14 protein-coding genes are annotated in these 23,988 nt (G+C 44.2%); 6 read left to right on the top strand and 8 right to left on the bottom strand.

Annotation, left to right across the window (positions count from 1 at the left end; genetic code table 11):
* Window positions 1–45 precede the first annotated feature (45 nt).
* Window positions 46–846 (bottom strand): precorrin-4 C(11)-methyltransferase, encoded by an 801-nt coding sequence (gene cobM / locus WA1_RS40195; RefSeq protein ID WP_017748642.1) that lies wholly within the window; start codon window positions 844–846, stop codon window positions 46–48.
* A 167-nt stretch (window positions 847–1,013) separates the two neighbouring features.
* Window positions 1,014–1,862, bottom strand: coding sequence for a prolipoprotein diacylglyceryl transferase (lgt, locus tag WA1_RS40190; protein ID WP_017748641.1), 849 nt, complete (start codon window positions 1,860–1,862; stop codon window positions 1,014–1,016).
* A 247-nt stretch (window positions 1,863–2,109) separates the two neighbouring features.
* Between lgt and coaD the strand changes: the two genes are divergently transcribed.
* From coaD to WA1_RS40170, 4 genes are all read left to right on the top strand, one after another.
* Complete coding sequence (gene coaD, locus WA1_RS40185; protein ID WP_017748640.1) at window positions 2,110–2,688, top strand: pantetheine-phosphate adenylyltransferase; 579 nt, start codon at window positions 2,110–2,112, stop codon at window positions 2,686–2,688.
* Complete coding sequence (locus WA1_RS40180; protein WP_201789156.1) at window positions 2,571–3,266, top strand: ATP synthase F0 subunit B; 696 nt, start codon at window positions 2,571–2,573, stop codon at window positions 3,264–3,266. Before coaD ends, WA1_RS40180 begins: the two co-directional genes overlap by 118 nt.
* Before the next feature lie 119 nt (window positions 3,267–3,385).
* On the top strand, window positions 3,386–4,912 hold the full coding sequence (locus WA1_RS40175; protein WP_017748638.1) for an AAA family ATPase: 1,527 nt from the start codon (window positions 3,386–3,388) through the stop codon (window positions 4,910–4,912).
* 6 nt (window positions 4,913–4,918) lie between these two features.
* On the top strand, window positions 4,919–5,581 hold the full coding sequence (locus WA1_RS40170; protein ID WP_033336608.1) for a DUF4276 family protein: 663 nt from the start codon (window positions 4,919–4,921) through the stop codon (window positions 5,579–5,581).
* A gap of 622 nt (window positions 5,582–6,203) precedes the next feature.
* Here the strand turns inward: WA1_RS40170 and WA1_RS40165 are convergent.
* The 6 genes from WA1_RS40165 to WA1_RS40140 all read right to left on the bottom strand — a co-directional run bounded on the left by WA1_RS40165 (window position 6,204) and on the right by WA1_RS40140 (window position 19,350).
* Window positions 6,204–10,358, bottom strand: coding sequence for a DNA-directed RNA polymerase subunit beta'' (locus WA1_RS40165; protein WP_017748636.1), 4,155 nt, complete (start codon window positions 10,356–10,358; stop codon window positions 6,204–6,206).
* A 174-nt stretch (window positions 10,359–10,532) separates the two neighbouring features.
* Window positions 10,533–12,410 (bottom strand): DNA-directed RNA polymerase subunit gamma, encoded by a 1,878-nt coding sequence (locus tag WA1_RS40160; RefSeq protein ID WP_017748635.1) that lies wholly within the window; start codon window positions 12,408–12,410, stop codon window positions 10,533–10,535.
* 120 nt (window positions 12,411–12,530) lie between these two features.
* Window positions 12,531–15,881: a DNA-directed RNA polymerase subunit beta gene (rpoB, locus tag WA1_RS40155; RefSeq protein WP_026135228.1), complete on the bottom strand. Its 3,351-nt coding sequence runs from the start codon at window positions 15,879–15,881 to the stop codon at window positions 12,531–12,533.
* 666 nt (window positions 15,882–16,547) lie between these two features.
* Window positions 16,548–17,333 carry a TatD family hydrolase gene (locus WA1_RS40150; RefSeq protein ID WP_017748633.1) on the bottom strand — a complete coding sequence of 262 codons (786 nt, stop codon included), beginning with the start codon at window positions 17,331–17,333 and terminating at the stop codon, window positions 16,548–16,550.
* 82 nt (window positions 17,334–17,415) lie between these two features.
* A complete protein-coding gene (rpsT, locus tag WA1_RS40145) occupies window positions 17,416–17,724 on the bottom strand; it encodes a 30S ribosomal protein S20 (protein ID WP_017748632.1) in 309 nt (102 codons plus the stop codon).
* Window positions 17,725–18,645: 921 nt separating this feature from the next.
* The gene (locus tag WA1_RS40140; protein ID WP_272819329.1) at window positions 18,646–19,350 is read right to left on the bottom strand and encodes a hypothetical protein; all 705 of its coding nucleotides are present in this window, start codon (window positions 19,348–19,350) and stop codon (window positions 18,646–18,648) included.
* 253 nt (window positions 19,351–19,603) lie between these two features.
* Between WA1_RS40140 and WA1_RS40135 the strand changes: the two genes are divergently transcribed.
* Together WA1_RS40135 and WA1_RS40130 are read left to right on the top strand one after the other, a co-directional pair.
* On the top strand, window positions 19,604–21,580 hold the full coding sequence (locus WA1_RS40135) for a carbohydrate porin (RefSeq protein ID WP_017748630.1): 1,977 nt from the start codon (window positions 19,604–19,606) through the stop codon (window positions 21,578–21,580).
* Window positions 21,577–23,901, top strand: coding sequence for a tetratricopeptide repeat protein (locus WA1_RS40130; protein ID WP_017748629.1), 2,325 nt, complete (start codon window positions 21,577–21,579; stop codon window positions 23,899–23,901). Before WA1_RS40135 ends, WA1_RS40130 begins: the two co-directional genes overlap by 4 nt.
* Window positions 23,902–23,988 lie beyond the last annotated feature (87 nt).

Genomic DNA, 23,988 nt, shown 5'->3' with positions numbered 1-23,988 from the left:
TGGATTTTGGATTTTAGATTTTGGATTGGAGATTGCCCAATTTCATTAGTGTCGAAATAAATGAGTGTGTTCGGGATGATATAAACGAGAACGTCCTTTTGTTTGTGATAATGCGGGACTGATGACATAAAGAGTCGTGCGGATTAATTTTTCTTTGTGAGTATACTCTGCCATTTGATTGAGGGGTACAACTAAAATTCTCTCATCAGACCATCCCAAACGATAGCAAATTGCCACGGGTGTTTCTACTGAATAGTGTTCCAGTAGCTTGGCCTGGGCTTCTTCAACATGACGCGCACTTAGGTACAGGCAAAGGCTAGCTTGATGGGCGGCGAGGGTTGCAAGTTCTTCTGTCGCAGGGACTTCTGTACGTCCACTGATACGCGTCAGTATAATTGTTTGAACTAAACCGGGAACAGTCAGTTCCAATTTGAGTTTGGCGGCGGCAGCTTGAAAAGCACTGATACCCGGTATAACTTCAAAAGGAATGTTCGCTTCTGCCAAAAGGTTCATTTGTTCGTGGATCGCGCTGTAGAGACTGGGATCGCCTGAATGAAGGCGCACAACAGATTTTTGCGATCGCACCCGTTCTACCATGATTGGTAAAATTTCTTCTAAAGTTTTATTTGCAGTACGAACAATCTCAGCATCATCTCGGCAAAGCTGCAACATCTGTGGCGGCACTAAAGAATCAGCAAATAAAACCACATCAGCCGCTGCAAGCAATTTTTGTGCTTTAACTGTGAGTAATTCAGGATCTCCAGGACCGGCTCCTACAATATACACTGCTGGTTCTACGGGCATAAGTTTTTTGTCGTCGCCTAAAAGGACAGTAGATTCACGCATAAACAAGCACACGATCGAGCTTCTTAAAAAAATCTTGGCATTTTTCCGTAGCTTTCCGGATATACCCCTCTAGCTCAGAAGAATGTATTGGTAGATGCACCCTGGTTAAGCCCTAGAGAATACTCTGGGGCATTTTTTATTTTGGGTCACTGGTCACTGGTCACTGGTCACTGGTCACTGATATCTGGTAGATGTCGTTTAGCTACATAGAGCCAAGCTAACCCAGCTAGCCCCACAATAATTCCGAGTAGACTGACGATTTGTGCTATTCGCAATGGACCGAACATCAGACTATCAGTCCGAAGACCTTCTATCCAAAGACGTCCCAAACTATATCCTGCTAAATAAATCAAAGATAGCGTACCGATTTTTAGAGAAGGTTTGCCTGATAAACTCCGAAAAAACAACGTTATCAGTAAGGCAAATACCGCTAAATCCCATAAAGATTCATATAAGAAGGTAGGATGGAAGTATTTAAATTCGGCTAGTTCTGGAGGACGCCGACCCTCTGGAATGTACAGTTTCCAAGGTAAATTAGTAGGGCTGCCAAAAGCTTCTGAGTTAAAGAAATTTCCCCAGCGTCCAATTGCCTGACCAAGAATCAATGAAGGAGCAACTAAATCTGCCAGTTGCCAAAAAGAAACTCGTTTGAGTTTGGCAAAGATTAATGCTGCTATGACGCCACCAATAATTGCGCCATGAATGGCGATACCTCCTTGCCAAATGGCAATGATGCGTTCTGGATGCTGGGCATACTCTGACCACTCAAACAAAACGTAATATAATCTTGCCGCAGGAATAGCCCCAAGTACCAACCATATTGATAAATCGCTGAGTAAATCGGGATTTACATCGCGGCGCTTTGCCAGGTATTGAGAAAGGCTAACGCCAATCAAAACGGCTGAAGCAATCAAAAAGCCATACCAACGGATAACCAATGGTCCTATCCTCACCAGAATAGGGCCTGGTGAAGTAAATTGAAACGCCAATGGTAAAGTGAAAAAGTCCGGTATCATGCAAAAGTACATAAAAGGCAAGAGAATAAAAGTGTGAGTTGAAAAGTGCGTTTGTTGAAACCCGCAAAACAGAAATGCTTTTTGATTTTATATTTAATTTAAAATGCGAGCATAGAAAACTGCTGGGCAAGCTACAGCGTAGATTTTAAATTGCTGTGGGTTCATAAAGGTACATAAGCAATTAAAAATTCAAAATTCAAAACAGGTCAGATATAATCACCTCATCAACTTTGAGGCAGCTGTCATCGTGATTGCCATCTATCCCGGAAGCTTCGACCCTGTCACTCTAGGACATCTTGACATTATCCAACGCGGTTGTCGGTTGTTTGAACGGGTTGTTGTAGCTGTATTGCGGAATCCTAACAAAATGCCTTTGTTCACCGTCCAAAAACGCTTGGAACAGATTCGTCTTGCAACACAACATTTAACTAACGTCGAAGTAGATGCTTTTGATGGTCTCACCGTCAAATATGCCCAAATGCGAGAAGCTCAAGTCCTCCTTCGGGGTTTGCGAGCCATTTCTGACTTTGAGGTAGAGCTTCAGATGGCTCATACTAATAAAACCCTTTCTCATCACATAGAGACAGTTTTTCTAGCAACATCCAACGAGTATAGTTTTTTAAGTAGTAGTGTTGTAAAAGAGATTGCTAGGTTTGGCGGCTCTATAAATCATCTTGTTCCCCCGCACGTTGCCCTTGATATTTACCAATGCTACGCCCAAAACAACCAAGTATCGAACCAAATCACAACGGAGGCAATCCCCTCTCGGAAGAGTACCCCAATGGAATCTCCTACGACGGAGACACTACGCCAACAGGAAGCGTAGATCTTGGGCAGGAACTTAACCGCTTGGAAGAAATGATTCTTTCAGGTTTCAATATTCCGCTAACGCGATGCACGTTGGTGGATGAAGATAAGTTGCTCGATCAGCTCGATTTCATTAGGCTTTCTTTGCCTGAAGCTTTTCAGGAAGCAGCTGGAGTCCTCCAAGAAAAGGAGGAAATCCTCCTACAGGCAGAAGAATACGGACAACAAATTGTTGATGCCGCCCAAGCCAAAAGAGCGCAAATTTTGGATGAAAGCGACATCTTGAGGCAAGCAGAACGAGAATCTGAACAACTGCGGCAACAAGTGCAACAAGAGTGTGAGGCGATGATGCAAGAGACTCTTGAGGAAATCGATCGCAAACGACGCGCTTGTCAGCAAGAAATTGAGGAAATGCGACGGGCTGCAGTTGCAGAAGCTGAAGCGATTGAACAAGGTGCTGACGAATACGCTGACAATGTTTTGGAAAATATCGAGCAGCAACTTCAAGAAATGTTACGAATCATTCGCAACGGACGCCAACAACTGTATCCAGACAACTCAAAAAGTCGCAATTCTCTCCCTCCCAAAAAGAAATAGTGCTACTTTGGATATGCCGTACACCAAAATGAACCGACAAATGAAGAGTGCTGAAGCAACTCGCGGATATATATTTAGGTTAACTCTTGCAACAGTTTCAGTTTCAAGAGAAGGAAATTATGTTAACTCGATTAAAAGTTTCTGGATTTAAGAATTTAGTTGATGTCGATGTTCGTTTTGGACCATTTACTTGTGTAGCAGGTGCTAATGGTGTTGGCAAATCTAATTTATTTGATGCTATCCGGTTTTTGAGTGCGATCGCTGATTGTCCTTTGATTGAAGCGGCTTTATCAGTACGCGATGAAGGAGGTAGAACAGCTGATGTACGTAGCTTATTTCATCGTGTTGGCGATGAGTATGTGAATGAAATGTCCTTTGAGGCAGAAATGATTGTGCCTTATGAAGGGATCGACGATTTGGGGCAAAAGGCAGAAGCTAGTATTACTTTTCTTCGCTACACCATAATCCTTGCCTACCGAACAGATGATAGTCTTCGTTCTTTTGGATCACTAGAAATTCTTAGAGAAGAGTTAGTTCATATAAACCTTGGTGATGCCAAAAAAAACTTACTGTTTCCTCATAATGTTGAATGGCGCAAATCTGCTATTAAGGGAAGACGAACTTCGTCATTTATTTCAACTGAGGATGACAAAGGTAAGACAGTCATTAAGCTACATCAAGATGGTATCAAAGGAAAACCCTTACATCGACTAGCAATGAATCTTCCCCGAACTGTACTTTCTGTTGCTAATGCTGCCGAAAGCCCAACAGTGCTGCTAGCACGAAGAGAAATGCAATCCTGGCGTCTACTTCAACTAGAACCTTCAGCATTACGTCAACCAGACGCATTTACATCTCCAACAAAATTAGACATGGATGGCTCTCACTTGGCTGCAACACTCTATTATCTGGCAAAGTTCAGCAAAAACCATTTAGCAAATGGAGTATCAGACAATGAAGCAGAAGCACGGGTTTACAGCCAAGTAGCCAATCGTTTAGCAGAACTCATAGATGATGTGGGTGAAGTAGGTATAGATCGGGACGAACGCCGCGAACTCTTAACATTAATAGTAACGGGTTCAGACGGCACATCTCATCCAGCAAGGGCTTTATCTGATGGAACTCTGCGCTTTTTGGCATTAGCGGTTTTGGAGTTAGACCCCCAAGCACAAGGGCTTTTATGTTTAGAGGAGCCAGAAAACGGCATTCACCCAGAACGGATTCCAAAAATACTCAAGCTACTTCAAGATATTGCGACTGATGTTGATGAACCCATTGGTATAGATAATCCACTGCGTCAAGTAATTGTGAATACTCACTCGCCATCTGTAGTGATGCAAGTACCTGATGACAGCTTATTAGTTGCTGAATTAAAGGAAATGGTACGTTCAGAACAGCGCTTTCAACGAGTATCTTTTGGTTGTTTGCCTGATACTTGGCGACAAAAAGCACCGGAAGGAGTCAATGTTGTTCCCAAAAACAAATTACTTGCCTACTTGAATCCAGTCATACTTAATGAAACAGAAGCTGATGGTCATGGCAAGACAGAAAATTTTCAGCAATCGCAAGCAAAGCATTCTAAGAAACGCCGAGTTGTTGATAGAGAGGATCTTCAACCATTAATCCCTGGTTTTCCCTCTCTTTAAACTTGTATGAAAGAACTTTCTTACACGTTGCTGTCAGATGGTAGTTCGGACAAAGCACTAATGTCAATCTTGACCTGGTTATTACGAGAGCATCAAGTTGAATGTGCTATCCAATCTACTTGGGCAGATTTACGACGCTTACCCAAACCACCCAAAACTCTCTTGCCACGAATTATTAACGCTTTAGATCTCTATCCCTGTGACCTCTTATTTATCCATCGTGATGCAGAAAAGGAACCACGCGAAAAACGTGTGGCTGAGATCCGAGAAGCAATAGAAGAAGCAATGAAAGAATCAGTGGTAGTACCCCCCACTGTTTGCGTTATTCCAGTTCGTATGCAAGAAGCGTGGCTATTATTTGATGAAACCGCAATACGGAACGCTGCAGGAAATCCTCGCGGTCATCAGTCATTACAATTACCATTGATTGCAACACTTGAACAAATACCCAATCCAAAAGACATTCTTCATAAACTTCTATGCGAAGCCAGTGGATTAACAGGTCGGAGACTAAAGCAATTTTCAGTTCATGAACGCGTTCACAGATTAGCAGAACTTATAAATGATTTTTCTCTATTAAGAACTTTACCTGCTTTTCAAGCTTTAGAAGTTGAGATTGCACAAGTTATTCAAGAGCAAGGTTGGGGTTTACAATCAAAAGACAATTAGTCAGTCAGAATTTAAAATATTAATTTCTTACTAATCCTGACGAAATCTTATTCAATTTCTCCTTTTAGGATAGTAGAATATTCAACGCGATCGCCAAGATCGTATCCAGGATCATCTAATTCCCGAAAATTCACTACAGTCTTGCTTACATAGGGCTTGCTGAACACAATTGGAGGCTAGAACAGATAAGGGTTTCAGACCTTTTTTTGCTAAACAAGTGCAAGTTTATAATATCTATAGTCTCAAAAACCTTGCATTTTCGTCAGCGATCGCTGGGTAAATTGAGAAACTAAGGGATAAAACTACCACTTTGTCAGCTGTGTGGCTTCTAGAGTCGCTAGGCTCAACTTTTTCAGCAAGCCCTACATACCTTAATTAAGTCAAGTTAGTATAAGCAAGGATGCTTGACCTATAAGGCAATTGTAACTTACATCAGTAGAAACAGCTAGATGACAAAAAAAGCCCGCTTGCGCGGACTTTATTTTTGTAACTCTAGATTCTGGGCGGTTGTCTACAGCATTAGACACCCAATGATTTGATTAAATGTTGGTTGTCATTGACACTAGACATTCGATGATTCCATGGAATGTTGGGTTTCGTTCCTCAACCCAACCTACGGGATCTAATACAGATCCTCATCATCTTCTTCGTCATCATCGCCGTCGTCGTAATCGTCCTCTTCCACAAGGTCGTCTTCAGGATCGATCGCAGTCACATCTGTCAGCAACAAATCCTCGTCATCCAAAATGTTCTTCTCTGGAGTCCGTCGGAATCCATCCCCTGCTAAAGTGGATGGTGTTTCTAATTGATAAGCACGGGCTGTGCGATCGTCAAGAACCATGTCAAGTGGATCGTCAACTTCATCCAAGACACTGCTGCTCATGTCAGTAGAGTAATCTTCAATGGTACCTGTTTCCTCATAAGCATTGAACCCAGTACCGGCTGGAATCAGTCGTCCGATAATGACGTTTTCCTTCAAACCGCGCAACCAGTCCGATTTACCTTCAATAGCAGCCTCAGTCAAGACTCTTGTGGTTTCTTGGAAGGACGCGGCGGAGATAAAGCTGTCGGTGTTCAAAGATGCTTTGGTAATACCTAGCAATACAGGAGTATACTGTGCTCTTGCACCACCAGTGATAGCCATAGCTTCGTTGACCTGTTCGATTTGGCGCAATTCCACCAATTCCCCAGGAAGCATTGTGGTGTCACCACCATCATCCACCCGCACTTTCGATGTCATCTGGCGAACAATCACTTCAATGTGCTTGTCCGCAATGTCAATACCTTGGGATTGATAAACCGATTGAACCTCGTTCACCAAGAACGTTTGCACTTTCTGCAAAGCCAGACTTGCACAAGCATAAATTCCATCCTCAGAACCGAGATTAAAGAAAATTTCCAGAATTTCGTGAGGATTTGACGGACCGTCAGTGATTGGTTGTCCCGCAGTCAGTGTTTGTCCATCTGAGAGAATCAGGTTTTGTCCGGGTCCAATGGGATAATCTGTCACAACACCATTGGATTCAATAATTTTCACAGCGATCGCTTCATCGCCATCACCGTAAACTACCTTGAGTTCTCCAGAACGACGTGCTAAAACACACGCCTCTTTTGGTTTACGAGCTTCCAGAAGTTCCTCAATCCTCGGCAAACCTTGGATGATGTCTCCAGTTTTAGCTCTTTCAAACACCAATAACACCAAGTTATCACCGCGCTGTACCAATCCGCCGTCATCCACCTGCAACACTGCACCAGCACTGACTCGGTAAGGACGACCAATACGGATAGTCACTGTGTATGAGGGAGTAGGGAGTAGTGAGTGGGGAGTGGTTCCGGAGTTTTCCCGATTCCCGACTCCCGATTCCCCATTTCCTACTTTTTTCACCTGTACAACTTGTCCGGACTCTTCAGCAAACACTCCAGGAGCAACTTCTGTGCCTTCGACGATTAAGTCGCCCGGTTTAACTGTTGGCACACTCGTGATGTTATTTATTTTCATCAAGTCGCTTGTTCGCAGAATCAAACAACGACGAACTGTTTCCGTTCCTTTTTGTACGCCCCGCACCATACCACCTTCTTTACACAAGATTTGGGTACGTGCAACAACAGATCCCTGAGCGATGGTTTGTCCATCTTCCACCTCAAGTGACGTCGTGGTACTACCTTGGGTAGCATCCGCCGTGATGTCGCGACGGATGACTAAGGATTCCAGAATCACCAGTTGCAAGTGCTGAATTTCTGGGTCAGAGGGATCGTTCAGTAATTCAATGTCAGCGGCTAACGGAGAAGCGTTGTGGTCTTGTTCTGCTTCGGTCTCGATTTCCAACACCAGTTGAGTTCGGAGTAATTCTACACCTTCAACCGTCTTGACACGTTCGGAATCTTTGTAAGGCAAACGCTGCACTGCCCGCAGTTGAATCGAACGTCCTGTTTGCTGGCTCACTGATGTCGTAGCTGGCACATCAGGGTTGTCTGGTACGGGGAATTCTACCACAGGGCGGCTTAAAAGTGCTGGTCCTTCTGGTGATTCTACGTACTCAATGTACCGCAACTCGGTCTTCACTTGTCCTAGCAATTCCTCACCAGGTTGAACAAAAGTGCCGTCTTTGCCCATAACTGCTTCCGGGTCGTCTACCATGAGGAATTCTCCTGGTTTGATGACGACTTCCCTCAAGATGTCATTTTTCTGGGTCACTTCAATGACACCGCTGTTTTGGCAAAAGATGTCTTTCACAACTTCGGTACCCGCTTCTACAAACTGACCGTCTTCTACCATCAACAAGGAAATATCTTTGTTCACCTCGTGGGTTTCTTCCGGAATCCACAGCAAAGTTCCGCCCTGTACCACTTCGTAACCCAGCTTCGCCTTGCCCTTTTTCTGAACTTCCACACCTGCGTACTTCAGCAATCCACCAGTCTTTGTATGATAGCGATCGTCAATTAACTCCGCTACCACTTGACCGTTTTGAACTTTAGTCCCTGGGGTGGCTCGCAGGTGAAATTCCTGGTTATTGGCAGTTTTCACTAAATAGTTATTGCGACCTTGGCTCGTTTGGGAGGTCACTATTGCGTTATCTAACACCACAGAAGCAGTGATAATTTCAATTTCCCGCGTCCCTTTACCAGGAGTTGCTTCGGGCAAACGTACCACACCTCCATGCAATGTGGTTAACTTGGTTTCTCCCAAAACTCCATTGCTTTCTATAGTGTCGCCGTTGTTGACAACCAACTCAGCACCAGGTGGTAGGTTATAAACTTCCCCTGACAGAATCCAAACTAGACCACCTCTTGCGGCTGTTGTGGTGGTATTACCTTGACGGTCAGTTTTTTGTTCTGGGACAACATCCGCAAACTTAACTTCCCCTGCTAAGTCAGAAGCCACATCTTTCACAGCTTTTTCAGTATTCGCACGAGTTGTGCGTCCACCAAGTGCAACTTCTGCTAGCAATTGACCTTTCTTAACTTTCTGTCCATCAACAACGTATAAGGTTGAACCTTGGGTAACGGCAATGTCTATGGAGGAGGGAGTGGGGAGTGGGGAGTTGGGAGTGGAGGAGTTTTCTCTATTCCCTACTCCCGATTCCCCATTCCCTACGTCTAAAGAAATGTTGCCATTCATTTCCACATACTGGGCGTCTTCCCCGTGGCGGGTGCGGTAGGATCGCAGACGCAATTTTTTGGAGTAGCGAACAGTACCAGCACTCGCAGCACGAACTTGTTTTGCGACTTCGCCTGAGAATACACCACCTGTGTGGAATGTACGCATTGTCAGCTGAGTACCTGGTTCACCGATACTTTGCGCCGCAATAATACCTACCGCTTCACCCAAATCAACCCATTCCCCATGAGCCAAACTCCAACCATAGCAGTGTTGGCAAACAGATCTTGCCGCTTCACAGGTGAGAGGCGATCGCACCATAACTTGGTTAATGCCAGATTTTTCGATCTTGCGCCCCAATTCATCGGCAATAGAAGTATTCCGCTTAGCAATAACTTCACCAGTCACGGGATGAACGACATCCTCGTTGAGAACTCGTCCAAACAAGCGTGTTGACAGGGGAATCAAGGTTTTACCACCTTCTGTCATTGCCACTACAGGAATTCCTCTAGTAGTACCGCAATCAATTTCCCGAATAATCACATCCTGAGATACGTCCACCAGACGGCGGGTAAGATAACCGGAGTCAGCCGTCCGTAGTGCTGTATCCACCAATCCTTTTCTTGCACCGTAAGAAGAAATAATGTATTCTGTTACGGTCAGCCCTTCACGGAAATTTGTTTTGATAGGCTGGTCAATAATTTCCCCTTGCGGATCTGCCATCAGTCCCCGCATCCCCACCAACTGGCGCACCTGGGAGATATTACCCCGTGCTCCAGAGAATGCCATCATATATACAGAGTTGAGGGGATTCGTTTTCTTAAAGTGAGTCACAACCTCATCTTTGAGAGCTTCACTCGTACCGTTCCAAGTATCAATAACTTTTTGGAACCGCTCTACTTCAGTAATTTCACCCCGTTGATAGCGTTCTTCAGTTGCTCGAATTTCCTCTTCCGCAGCTTCCAAAAGCGCTTTTTTAGAAGGTGGAACCATCAAATCATCAACACTAATAGAAACCCCTGCTTTCGTCGCGTAGCGGAAACCCAAATCCTTTAATTTGTCCGCCATCATTGCCGTGCGTGCCGTACCGTAATGTATGAACGCCCAAGAAATCAGGTTTCTCAGTTGACCCTTGTCAACTACCCGGTTCCGGAAAATCATTTTTTCTGTCATTGTCATAGAAATTTTGGATTTTGGATTTTGGATTTTGGATTTTAGATTTTAGATTTTAGATACGTGGATTCTAGATTTTAGATGTTAGATACGTGGATTCTAGATTTATAATCCTGGGATTTTAGATGTGTGGGTTCTAGATTTATAATCCAAAATCCAAAATCTAAAATCTAAAATTCCCTAACTAGCTAATGCTTCTTGAATCGCTTTATTGTAAATAACGCGACCTGGTGTTGTGCGAATATACTGAGACATCATCTGACCTTGAGCATCTTCTCTGACTCGACGGAACTTGTACAGCAATGTCCGAGTCCCATCTTCGTTAGTTGTAACTTCTACCGGTTCTGTATCTGGTTCACCAGACTCTATTTCGCCATCAAACCGGACATAAATATAAGCGTGCAGTTCTACTACTTTTTGCTCGTAAGCCATAATGACATCATCTAAAGAAGCAAAGAAACGTCCTGCACCTTTTTTGGCATTGGGATTTTCTGCAGTTAGGTAATACGCTCCCAACACCATATCTTGGCTGGGTGTAATAATTGGCTTACCAGTCGCGGGTGACAAAACGTTATTGGATGCCAACATCAGTAACCGCGCTTCCGCTTGAGATTCCAAAGATAACGGTACGTGTACCGCCATTTGGTCACCGTCAAAGTCAGCGTTAAACGCCGGACACACAAGTGGGTGCAATTGAATCGCTCTTCCTTCCACCAAAATGGGTTCAAAAGCTTGGATCCCCAAACGGTGGAGTGTGGGCGCACGGTTGAGCATGACGGGGTGTCCTTCAATCACCTCTTCCAAAACATCCCAAACACTGGGATCGGAACGAGAAATCAACTTTTTCGCCGCTTTGATGTTATTCACCATACCGCTCTTAATCAGTCGATGGATCACAAACGGTTGGAATAACTCAATTGCCATTTCTCTTGGCAAACCGCACTGGTGAATATGAAGTTTTGGACCGACCACAATCACCGAACGTCCAGAGTAGTCAACCCGTTTACCCAACAAGTTTTGACGGAAACGACCTTGCTTACCTTCAATAATGTCGGATAAAGATTTTAGCGGTCTGTTATTTGCTCCTACAACAGTCCGTCCCCGACGACCGTTATCAATCAAAGCATCAACTGCTTCTTGCAGCATCCGCTTTTCGTTCCGAACAATAATTTCCGGAGCTAAAATTTCTTGCAAACGAGCCAAACGGTTGTTGCGGTTAATCACTCGGCGATAAAGGTCATTCAAGTCGCTAGTTGCAAATCGTCCGCCATCAAGCTGTACCATTGGACGTAAGTCTGGAGGGATCACGGGGATCACTGTCATCACCATCCACTCTGGTTTAGAACCAGTGGCAATAAAGTTATCAATCACCCTTAAGCGCTTAATTAACTTTGCTCGCTTTTGTCCTTTGGCGGTAGTAATGTCTTCTCGCAAAGATTCAGCTTCTTGTTCTAAGTGAATATCCGCAAGCAACCGCAAAAGCGCTTCCGCACCAATTCCCACCTCTACCCCAGAAAGGATAGAATCTTCAGCATAAATTTGGTCTTCTATTTCCAACCACTGGTCTTCACTCAGAAGTTGTTTGTAACTTAAGGTTTCTGCATTCCCTTGATTGAGAACAACATAGGAGTTGAAATAGACAATTTGTTCCACATCCCGCAAAGGCATATCGAGCAGGATGGCGATATAACTGGGAATCCCTTTGAGATACCAAACGTGAGCCACTGGTGCAGCCAACTTAATATAGCCCATGCGGTGGCGGCGGACACGAGATTCGGTGACTTCAACACCACAACGTTCGCACACAATTCCACGGTGACGAACTCTCTTATATTTTCCGCAGTGACATTCCCAATCTTTTGCCGGACCAAAAATTCGCTCGCAGAACAAGCCATCCATCTCTGGCTTTAAAGTCCGGTAATTGATTGTCTCTGGCTTGGTCACTTCACCTACGACTTGACCGTTAGGTAGGGTTCTTTCACCCCAAGCTCGAATCCGTTCGGGGGAAGCCAACCCAATTTTGACATAGTCAAACTGATTGTTTTGTGCTGCTCTCATCAATTTTAGATTTTGGATTTTAGATTTTAGATTGAAATATTGCTAGCAAAATCCGGGAAATTAGATCTTAGATTTCAGATTGTTAATCCAAAATCCACGCATCTAAAATCCAAAATTCTCTTACTCTTCATCATCCATTGAATCGCGCGATAGAGATTCGTAGGTTGGACGTGGGGGTGTACGACGGTTTCCAGTGTCTGCCATTAAGTCAACTTCTACATCCAAGGAACTGCCATCTGTTTGTGTTTCTACCTTATGGACGGCAATATCCAATCCCAAGGATTGCAGTTCTCGCATCAAAACTTTGAAAGACTCTGGCGTACCGGGTCGGGGAATTGCTTTCCCTTTAACGATCGCATTGAGGGCTTCATTCCGCCCTTGCATATCATCTGACTTCACAGTCAGCAATTCTTGCAAGGTGTAAGCCGCACCAAAAGCTTCCAATGCCCACACCTCCATTTCTCCAAATCGCTGACCGCCTTGCTGTGCTTTACCACCCAAAGGCTGTTGTGTCACCAAGGAGTAGGGACCAGTAGAACGGGCGTGAATCTTGTCATCTACCAAGTGAACCAGCTTCAGCATATAAGCCACACCCACGGTAATCGGTCTGTCAAAAGGTTCGCCGGTCCGACCATCGTACACGGTAATTTTGCCCGGTTCCGAGGGATTATAAACCCAAGTTTTCCCTGTTTCATCCCGTGCTTCAAGCAACTTGCCATGAACGATGCTCCGGGAAGACTCTTCCCCATACATTTCATCAAACGGAGTCAGCTTAAACCGGACACCCAAATTGTGACCCGCCCAACCCAACAAACACTCAAACACTTGTCCGACGTTCATCCGGCTCGGTACCCCCAGAGGGTTGAGAACAATATCAACAGGAGAACCATCTGGCAAGTAGGGCATATCTTCTGCTGGCAGAATTTTGGAAATAATCCCTTTATTTCCGTGACGCCCCGCCATCTTGTCACCCACTTGAATTTTCCGCTTTTGAGCCACATACACCCGGACTACCATATTTGCTCCTGGTGGTAACTCATCACCTTGTTCGCGAGTGAACAAGCGCACATCCACAACCCGTCCCTTTTCACCGTTAGGAACTCGCAGGGAGTTGTCTCTCACATCCCGTGCTTTTTCACCGAAAATCGCCCGCAAGAGTTTTTCTTCCGGAGGCTGGTCTGATTCCCCTTTCGGAGTCACCTTCCCAACCAAAATATCTCCAGATTCCACCCAAGCCCCAATGCGAATGATCCCCTGTTCGTCCAACTGACGCAAGGCATCTTCACCGACGTTCGGAATTTCTCTAGTGATTTCCTCCGGACCCAGTTTGGTTTGTCTGGCCTCAATTTCGTACTTTTCAATGTGAATTGAGGTATAAATATCATCCTGTACCAGTCGCTCGGAAATCAAAATTGCGTCTTCGTAGTTGTAGCCTTCCCAAGGCATATATGCAACTACAATATTTTGTCCCAGAGCCAATTCACCACCTTCAGTCGAAGAACCATCCGCCAACACCTGACCTGCAACCACTCGTTCCCCCATATAAATTAGGGGTTTCTGATTGAGACAAGTATCCTGGTTGGAACGCTGGTACTTAGAAATGGTGTACTCAATTTCTACCGGTTTGTTAGGGTTATTACTACTTGGGCGATGACCAAGAGCTGCCAATTGCGAGGGATCGCTCACCCGAACGCGAATTTTATTGGCATCAACATAAACCACTTCGCCATCAGTACGGGAGACGATCACCATACCCGAGTCTCTCGCGCCCTGAGCTTCCAAACCCGTTCCCACCAAAGGACGTTCCGGTTTCAGCAAAGGTACTGCTTGGCGTTGCATGTTCGATCCCATGAGGGCGCGGTTCGCGTCATCATGCTCTAGGAACGGAATCATGCTAGTAGCAACCGATACAATTTGCACGGGAGAAACAGCTACGTAGTCTACTTGTTCTGGGGTAGTTGAAGAAAATTCTTGACGATAGCGCACTGTCACAGTGGGTCCTAGAATATTGCCTTCGTCGTCAAGCGGGAGGTCACCTGCAGCCACCCTTAAATCATCTTCTTCATCCGCCGTCATGTATACAGCGCTCATATCAAACCGGACTTTTCCGTTCTCCACAGGACGGAAGGGAGTTTCTAGGAACCCGTACAAGTTTACGCGAGCATGAGTTGCCAAAGAACCAATCAAACCAGCGTTTGGACCTTCAGGAGTTTCCACCGGACAAATCCGTCCGTAGTGACTTGGGTGAATGTCTCGCACCGCAAAGCCCGCCCGTTCGCGAGTCAAACCGCCAGGACCCAGGGCTGACAAACGCCGCTTGTGGGTCAATTCCGCTAGCGGATTGGTTTGATCCATGAACTGCGACAATTGCGAGGAGCCAAAGAATTCTTTAATCGCCGCCACCAAGGGTTTGGGGTTCACCAACGAAGCTGGGGTCAACGATTCTGAATCCGATACGGTCATTCTTTCCCGAATAATCCTCTCTAATCGGTTCAGACCCACCCGCACTTGGTTTTGCAGCAATTCGCCAACGCTTCTGACCCGACGGTTACCCAGGTGGTCGATATCATCGGTACTACCAATGTCAAACTCCAGGTTAATCAGGTAATCCACTGCGGCCAAAATATCTGGCGGTGTCAGAACACGTATGGGTTCTGGGACTTGCAGACCCAGTTTTTTGTTGAGCTTATAGCGTCCCACTCGACCCAGGTCATAGCGTTTGGCATCGAAGAAGCGCGAATCTAAGAGTTGTTGTCCTCCCAATACTGTGGGTGGTTCACCCGGTCGCAGTTTGCGATACAACTCCATCAAGGCTTCTTCTTCTGAGAATTGGCCTTCTTTTTCAATGGTTTTTTGGAAATATTCTGGGTGACGCAAGGCGTCAAAAATTTCGTTGTCTGATAATCCCAAAGCTTTGAGAAGGACTTGTGCTGACAATTTGCGGGTTTTGTCGATTCTGACCCACACAAGATCGTTACGGTCTGTTTCAAATTTCAGCCACGCCCCTCTGTTGGGAATTAAGCTAGCTGAGTAGGTACGTCTTCCGTTTTTATCAATTTCTGATTTGTAGTAAACCCCTGGGCTTCGCACGATCTGGTTGACAATCACCCTCTCAGCACCGTTGATGATGAACGTACCTCGGTCTGTCATCAAAGGCAAATCTCCAATAAAGACCTCTTGCTCTTTGATTTCTCCTGTTTCTTTGTTAATCAGACGGGTGGGTACGTACATTTGTACTGCGTAGGTACTGTCCCGCCGTTTTGCTTCTTCTACACTGTACTTTGGCTCTTTAAGCTTGTAGTTATGACCTAAAAAATGCAGTTCTAGTTTGCCTGTATAGTCTGTAATAGGACTAAAAGAGTTAAGTTCTTCTATCAACCCTTCTTCTAGAAACCAGCGAAAACTGGATCGCTGAATTTCTATCAAATCGGGTAGCATAAAGGCTGGTTCCATCATTGATTCGTTAATCATGCCTCTACCTTTGTCAACAATCGTTTTACTCAAATAACGTGTGTGGGAACTTCTCCTTATACCACCTGCAACTCTTGTAGATGCGGGCAAACGGAGCAATAAAAGCACATTGGTCATTGGTCATTTGTAAAAAGATGAGTCACCAATAACCTTTTGACCAATGGCTAATTTTTTTTAAGCTGTTTGGCTTTTCTCACTTCCCCCTCCAAAAAGCGCGTGTTTTCACTAATGCCAAGTTTTTACACTCCATGTTTTTCTGAAACAAAATGTCTTCAACAACAGTGGGACAATGGCATTTAGTGCTCAGAAGATAAGAATCTACTGAGCCTGCTTGCTATTGGGATGGCGTTGTTTTGGCGGGTGCGCGATCGAAGAATGCAATTTTCATTTAACAATAGGTATTTCTATAGCCGCTTATTCAGAAAAAGTTAGGTTAGTCTTATCAGAAAGGGTTTTTCATTGAATCGGAGCATCCGCTTGTAGAGATATAAGGATGGTAAGAGTGAATCATGAAGCAACTTGTGCGATTGTAATTGATTTGTTACTTCCTTAACCATTATGACGCACACAAAGTGATTTTGGAGGAATTAATACTAACACATTTTTTTCCTTCCGCCATTTTTTGTGTTTCCATTTTTCGATAGTTATTCAAAGCCAAGGTAACCTTTATAGCGTTAAGCCAAATAATTCACAGGCATTGCGGGTGGTTAGGGAGGCGATATCTGAAAGTGTTTCCCCTCGTAATTTGGCGACTTGCTCTGCTACATAACGGACGTAAGCTGGCTCATTGCGCCGCTCGCCCCGTTTGGGAACGGGAGCAAGGAAGGGACAATCTGTTTCCACTAGCAGGCGATCGCTCCTCACCATTGTGGCAGATTCCTGAATCTGTTTGGCGTTTTTGAACGTCACAGTTCCACTAAAGCTAATGTAGAAACCCAAATCGAGAAACCATTGTGTTTCTTCTGGGTTTCCACCCCAACAGTGCATAACTCCCCGAACACTATCTCCTTTGATGTTTTTCCATTTTTGCAGCACGTCTTTGAGTTCACCGACTGCATCCCGACAGTGGATAATCACTGGCAATTTGAGTTCAGCAGCAATTTCCAACTGAGTCTCGAAAGCTATCAGCTGTTTCTCGTAGTTAGTTGCCTTGTAAAAATCCAGCCCCGTTTCCCCAATCGCTACCACTTTGGAATCAGAACGAGCTAGAGAGAAAATCTCCTCAGCTGTTTTGTCATTCCATTGTTCTGCATCTAGAGGATGTAAGCCCACAGCATAACTGACTTCGGGAAAGCGATGAGCTAGGGCTTGAATGCCAGAAAACTCTGATGGCTCTACACACGAATGTATCAGATGTACTACACCAGCTGCTTGCCATCGTTCGCGCACTGCTTCTAGATCGGACTGGAAAATGTCAAAGTTAATGTGAACGTGGGTGTCAATCAGCTGCATTGTTTGTCCTTTGTCGTTTGTTCTTTGTCATTTGTCCTTTGTAAAGACCAATAACTAATGACCTATGACTAATGACCAATGACTATTGTGCAGCAGCAACTGCTCTTTGTGAATGAGCTTTCAGCCTTTGCGCTAGTTTGGATTTTTTTCTAGCTCCATTGTTAGGATGGAGAACACCACGCTTTACAGCTTTATCTATTTTGCTGTAGGCTTCCGACATTTCCTTGAGAACTAGTTGCTTCTGTTCCGGACTCGGATTAGCTGCATAGGTTTCAACAGCAGCAAAATATTTCTTCATCAGCGTCTTCACTGCTGATTTGTATGATTTATTACGCAGTCGGTTGCGTTCTGCGATTTGGGCACGCTTGAGAGCAGACTTTGTATTCGCCACAGTCAGTTCCAGAAAGAATATCTAAATAATTACACACACTACTAGGCTTACTAATATAGCATCTCCTTTGCCAATATTGAGAACTAAATGAAAAATTTTTTAAAAAAACTTTTCATTTAAAATTCTCCGATCTTGTAGACTCTCAATTCTTGCCATTTTTGCAAGAGTTGTGGCTCTACTAGAAACCCTAATGGGAGAGCTAAATTTTGTAAGCCATCAACATTATGGCAAAGTTCAGTCGAGCTAGAGCAAAATACCTACTCTAATTTGGCAATAAAGGTTTAAGGAAGAGTAGCTCCACGCTGCATAGGGGACATCTATATATAACAATATATCAACAAGTAGTGCTCTAGTACTACTAAATATTGTTCGGTAAACCGTAAGCTTGAGCACTTTAGGCTTGAAGTGGAGAATATTTGTTGCAAGGTACGGCAAATAGCTCTTGCTTGGGGCGCTCGTTTCACCAAAGCAGTGTGCAGCTTTCTGGTTAAGGAGGGCATATATATAGATTCTTGCAAAGTTTTATAGTGATTGGCAATCATGAAATTGGTGTAAGTATTTGGTATTAAAAGTTACAATAAAATTACATCCAACCCCCTCCTCCCATTGGAAGAGGGGCTTTTTAAGGAATTTCGCTTGGGATTTGCCCTAAATTCACCCTTGTACTCTCGTTTTCAGGCTCTAACTTGAAAATAGGGAATAGGGAGTGGAGAGTAGGCAGTAGGACGTATTAATTTTTTGAAATTTTAATATAAAAGTTGTGTATTCTAGCCACTAGAATACACAACTTTTTGATGTATGGTATTATTTTGCCAACACTGATGAAGTTAGTTTTACTGAAAGCCTAACGCGTAAAGTTAAGTTGTTGTTCGTGGGTTGCTACGTTTTCTGTTTTGGTGTATAAAAATGGAACACTGAGTTTCAACGCATAAATTCTAAAGGTTTTAAGGGTGCGTTAGTTTGTTTGAACTTAGCAGATGTAAGTAGGGGTGCATTAGCAATCAGTGTTGGTGGTTGGGTTTGGTTTCCCAAGTCATCGTTCGAGTCTTTTTGTAAAGGAGGTACTGTTTTACCAGTCGGTAATGGTACTTGAAGAGTTTGGTCTGCTTGTAAGTAGGCTTCTCCTTCATTTGTGAAGCGAAGCTGCTTGCTTTCAAGCTGTTTGTTTGATTTCTTTAATTGAGCAGTTGGTTCAAATGTAGCGATAAATCTAACGCTACTACTATCGGGTCGCAGTTTCATTTGCGATTGATTGGCTTGCCAAGCTTCTTGATATTTACCATCAGGTGCTACTTGCCATAAGTTCAAGTCTGCTTCCCATTGTCCTTGTTTAACCTGCACAATTTCGCGAGCAAGAATTGAGCGGTTGATGGTTGCTTCTTCCAAAGATTTCTGTTGTTGTCCTTCTGTTGAGACTAAATAACGAACTGCTGCTACTGACACCAAACTTGAATCAGGTAAATTGCTTCTGCCTTCTACATTGTACATACTATTATTTCCCATTGGTTGCACGCTTGTTACCTCTAGCTGCACATTTTCTTGTGCCTTTTGAACGCAACCATAACTAATAGTAACTAGAGATAAAGAAATGGCTGCTAGGTAATGGTTTGCCGCGAAATCTTTCATTTTTTGCCGAATTGAGCGAAAGGAGAGACTGAGCATAAAAAAATTAAGGATTTACTCCAAATGAAAACAAGGTAAATTATATTCTTACCTATTTTCTAATACATGAACAATCCAAGAGAAAGCTTCATAGGTTTTTAACAAATTGATTAGTGATTGCAAAATTTACAATTTTTTGTTCATAAAACTCACATTTTTTTGATAAAGTGACGACATCTAGCAACGAAAAAAAATTAGTTATCTAAAATGTAGACTGATGAAGTTCACAGTATTGGATTGCCTTAAAGTTACGTTGCCAAAACGGTTTCATTGGTCTGATTGTCTGCTGTTGTTTGCCAAAGCTTCCATAATTTGGTTTCTAGCAGTCAATGAAATCTGTTTTGCTCAACAACACCCAAACCAAAAGTCTGGAGATTTGCAACTGGGGGATTTATTACCAGTACCCCAGTCTCCGAAATCTCGAGAACAGTCAAAGTCGGGTTTACAAACGTTACCTCCACCACCAGAAGATAGTCGTGCTAGTACCACATCCTTGATTCCGAACATGGCAACTTCCAAAGACATGATTTCTTTGGAAGCGCAGCAAATACCAGAGCGTGATATTAAGCAGTTGGAGAATGGCTTTCTCCATCGGGAAATGACAGGAAAAGCCCCACAAGCACAAACACGGACAATCAGAAAAAATGCGGAGAGAAATACAGGACAACTGCACGCTCAATCTCCTCCGCTTCTACCACTCCCCAGCACAAACACAACAACAACCTCAACACAAGAATTTACTGCACCATCAACTCCTACTTTCCATCAGTTACTTAACTCCCAAGCACAATCTGTTCCTCTACCACCAATTAGAGCAACTCCTGCACCAAGTTTTAACGCACAACAGGTACAACTGACTTCGCCCTCTAGTCCCTCAACTCCTGTATCGACATTCAACATACTGCTAAACTGCCAAGCTGTACCATCGCCATCCGTTGCTAACACTCCTAGTTCAAGTTTCAACATACTACTGAATTGTCAACCTGTCTCGCCACAATCAATCACAGGTGCCTCTACTTCAAGTATTTATCCAGTCCCTAACTATCAAGGTGGAATACAGCAACTACCTGGTTATCCTATCAGCACGCAAACCCAAAAGCAAGAACTCCCCATAACTCCCGTTCCCAGTCAGCCGCCAACAGCCACGCCACCAGTCACTTCACAATCGTTGAATCAACCTCGTTCGCCCATTGACAGTGCAGCTTTCAACGCCTCCTCTTTAAAGTTACAAGGAGTCTATATAACTGAAGGAGATGATTCTGCTGCACGCGCACGTCTGAGTGGGACTTATCCACTCTCTTCACAGGCTTTGATTGGAGCAACATTGGATTTGGTGACTGGTGAAGACCTGCTTGTTGATTCTCGTGGAGATGGTTTGAATATCAACGAGCTTTATGTTGCTACTTCATTTGGGGGAGTCCCCAATCTACGTGTTGTTCTGGGTCAGATAGATTTAACATCTTATTTTGACCGCAATAGCTTTGCTAAGGATGGCGCAAGTCAGTTTTTTAACCCCGTGTTTCAAACCAACCCAGCGCTGTCAGCAACAGGTATTGCTTCTCGAACAGGTTTTTTAGTCAATTGGAGTGTCACTGACAATATTGAAGCAAAAGCCGCCGTGTTTTCTTCATCAAATAAAATAAGTGACTTTTCCTTGGATGGATTTGCTGGAGAAGTTGCCATCCGTTACGGAAATGCAATTATTCGAGGGACTTATGCCAGTGACCGCGATGCAGGTAACCGCGATACTTTTCCGGAAAGCTTTGGCATTGCCAGAAATCAAGCAAATACCCTATTTGGAACCCAAGAAGACGATCGCGAAGAAGCTTATGGTCTGAATGCTGAAGTTTATATACCTAACTTAAAGATGGGTGTTTTCGGACGTTACGGTCGTTACGAAAATCGCGATTTGGGAGAAGGTGCTGATACTTACTCTTTTGGCGTGACGTTTTTGGATTTGTTTACGCCAGACGATCGCTTGGGCTTGGGTTATGGGCGTGGTTTATCCAACGATCGCCTTCGTCGTGGAGATACACCAGATGTGTTGGAACTGTTTTATGATTTTCGCGTGCTTCCCAATCTTTGGTTGGGATTCACCTTGCAAGAACGAGATAATTTTGAAGAAGCTGTTCTTGGTGTCAGGGTACGTTCGGAATTAGATCTTGTTGCTCCCAGAAGGAGGAATACCGAATGAATATAAGCTCTTTGAAAAGAATACAAAGCCTGACTGCTGCTTTTTGTTTTTCATTCTTTCTCGTTGCTGGTTCAATCGCAGCGCTCACCTTTGAGATGATTCCAGCGCAGGCTCAAAAATCTTCGTCAGCCGTTCAAAGAGGATATAACCTCTTAAAGAAAGGATGGGTTAATGATGCTATCAAATCTTTTCAACAAGCTGTCAGGCGCAATCCTCGATCGCTTGATGCAAAACTAGGGCTAGCAATTTCATACAACCGGGCTGGGCGCATTGATGAAGCATGGAATACCTATCAACAAGTCCTGGCACAAGACCCCAACAATCAAGGTACACTGAAAATTGTGGGGATAATGGGTACATACCGCCCGAATTGGCAGGTAAGGGGTATAGAAAGTCTCAGTACTTTGTTAAATTTGAATCCCAACGATGCACAAGCCCGTTCTTATCGAGCGCTTCTCTATTCCTATCAAGGAAGATTGAGCGAGTCTTTGACAGATTATCAAATAGTTCTGGCGAACAATCCTACACCAGAAGTTGTTCTCGGTGCAGCTCAAGCATACAGTTACAGCCGGGATTATCGCAAAGCTTTGGATCTGTTCAATCGCTACCGAGCCACTGGTAAACCCGTGACAGACTATGCGGCGATCGCTTACGCTAACACTTTAAGAGAAACTGGCAATCTCAGAGAAGCGATACCAGTTTTAGAAGCACAGTTACAACGCACCAAAGGGCTGAAACTGGCAATAGAAACCCGCGCCGAACTTGCTAAAGCATATGTTGCCAATCAACAAACTACACAAGCCCTATCAGTATTAGAACCATTACAAGGTCGTCCGGATGCAGTTTTACCGTTAGCGCGATCGCTTAACGAAATTCGCATTTCAACCAATGACCCTAATATAGCACAGCAAGTAGCCACTCTTTACCGTCAAGCACTCGCTAATACTCCCAATCCAACCCCCGCACTGCTGCGAGAAATTGCTGATGTTTATACCGGCTTACCTCAAGGAGAGCAAACCGCACTGCAACTCTATCAACAAGCAGCTTCCCAATTGCCCAACGATAAAAGCTTGGTCGTGCGGCAATTAGCTCTAGAAAACAGGCTGGGAATGCTAACTAAAAATAATTTACAACAGCGTCTGATGAGTGAACTGCAAACCTTACCCACCAATTCTGTAGAGTTGCAACAGTTAGGGTTAGCAGTAGCGGACATCGATAGTCCAGATCCAGAACTTCTACCCGTGTATCAAAAACTTATAGAATCACAAACCGATACTGGGGGAGTACAAGTTCCGTTTTTATACTTTCGGTTAGCTCAAATTTACCTACAACTAAATGACAAAAATGCAGCCAAGCAAGCGCTGTCAGCTTATGCAGCAACTCCAGAAGGGACAAAAAGCTTGTTACCTCAATTGCTAGCTGCAGAAATTGAGCGGCAAGAAGGCAATTTAGAAGCCAGCGTTCAACGCTTTCAAGCTGTGCTTGCGACTCAACCAAATAATGAAGAAGTTGTTACAGGTGCTTTGCGCGGACTCGCAGGCGTGCGAGTACAACAAAGGCGATTTGATGAAGCCTTAACAATTTACGACCAATTGATAGCACGTCAACCACAGAATTTAGCTGCACAGTTAGGACGTACAAGTATCGGATATCAGGGGAAACGAATTTCCCAACAAGAAGCAGAAGCCGTTCTTAACAACTGGCTGACAACACAACCAGCAACAAATGCACCCCCAGAACTTTTTAGTTTAGTGGGTGCGCTACCGACTGTTGCACAGAGAGAACCTCTATATAATTACTTGGCTCAAGTTGACCCCAGTTATCTACCAGTGCAAGTGCGCTTAATTCAAGCGATCGCCAAACGCAATCCAACCGAAGCACAAATACGAGCCAAACAATTAGTTGCCAACCTTCCCAACAATCCATCCACATACCAATTGCAAGGAGAGTTAGCCAGAGCCGCTGGCGATCTAAATTTAGCAAGCAAAGCTTATGAGAATATTCTGGCACAGCAACCCAATAATATAGATGCCCTGGCGGCGTTGGGAGGAATTCGTTTTGAACAAAGACGGTATGAGTCAGCACGAGAAATTTATTCCCAAGTGGTAGCACAAAAACCCCAAGATAACGAAGCACGTCGCGCTCTTGTTGGACTGAGTGTGATTTCAGACCAACCCCTGTCAGCACTTGCACAGTTAGAGCAATTAGAACTCGAACAAATGTCTCAAGGCACAACGGATATGGAACTGTTGCGTCAAAGACAGCAAATTCAACAGGACTTTCTGCAACGGCGTGGTTTCCAACCTTCCTGGGAGAAGTGACCAGTGACCAGTGACCAGTGACCAGTGACCAGTGACCAGTGACCAGGGGTTAGAGATTAGTTGGTATTAATTAAATTCTTATTCTTG

Source organism: Scytonema hofmannii PCC 7110 (genome assembly GCF_000346485.2).
Classification (GTDB): Bacteria; Cyanobacteriota; Cyanobacteriia; order Cyanobacteriales; family Nostocaceae; genus Scytonema; species Scytonema hofmannii.
This window is presented reverse-complemented; position numbering and strand designations above follow the sequence as displayed.

Excerpts from the sequence above, each read along its gene's own strand:
- cobM (WP_017748642.1), bottom strand. The coding sequence starts at position 846 with ATGCGTGAATCTACTGTCCTTTTAGGCGACGACAAAAAACTTATGCCC.
- lgt (WP_017748641.1), bottom strand. The coding sequence starts at position 1,862 with ATGATACCGGACTTTTTCACTTTACCATTGGCGTTTCAATTTACTTCA.
- WA1_RS40180 (WP_201789156.1), top strand. The coding sequence starts at position 2,571 with ATGCTACGCCCAAAACAACCAAGTATCGAACCAAATCACAACGGAGGC.
- WA1_RS40175 (WP_017748638.1), top strand. The coding sequence starts at position 3,386 with ATGTTAACTCGATTAAAAGTTTCTGGATTTAAGAATTTAGTTGATGTC.
- WA1_RS40170 (WP_033336608.1), top strand. The coding sequence starts at position 4,919 with ATGAAAGAACTTTCTTACACGTTGCTGTCAGATGGTAGTTCGGACAAA.
- WA1_RS40165 (WP_017748636.1), bottom strand. The coding sequence starts at position 10,358 with ATGACAATGACAGAAAAAATGATTTTCCGGAACCGGGTAGTTGACAAG.
- WA1_RS40160 (WP_017748635.1), bottom strand. The coding sequence starts at position 12,410 with ATGAGAGCAGCACAAAACAATCAGTTTGACTATGTCAAAATTGGGTTG.
- rpoB (WP_026135228.1), bottom strand. The coding sequence starts at position 15,881 with ATGATTAACGAATCAATGATGGAACCAGCCTTTATGCTACCCGATTTG.
- WA1_RS40150 (WP_017748633.1), bottom strand. The coding sequence starts at position 17,333 with ATGCAGCTGATTGACACCCACGTTCACATTAACTTTGACATTTTCCAG.
- WA1_RS40140 (WP_272819329.1), bottom strand. The coding sequence starts at position 19,350 with ATGAAAGATTTCGCGGCAAACCATTACCTAGCAGCCATTTCTTTATCT.
- WA1_RS40135 (WP_017748630.1), top strand. The coding sequence starts at position 19,604 with ATGAAGTTCACAGTATTGGATTGCCTTAAAGTTACGTTGCCAAAACGG.
- WA1_RS40130 (WP_017748629.1), top strand. The coding sequence starts at position 21,577 with ATGAATATAAGCTCTTTGAAAAGAATACAAAGCCTGACTGCTGCTTTT.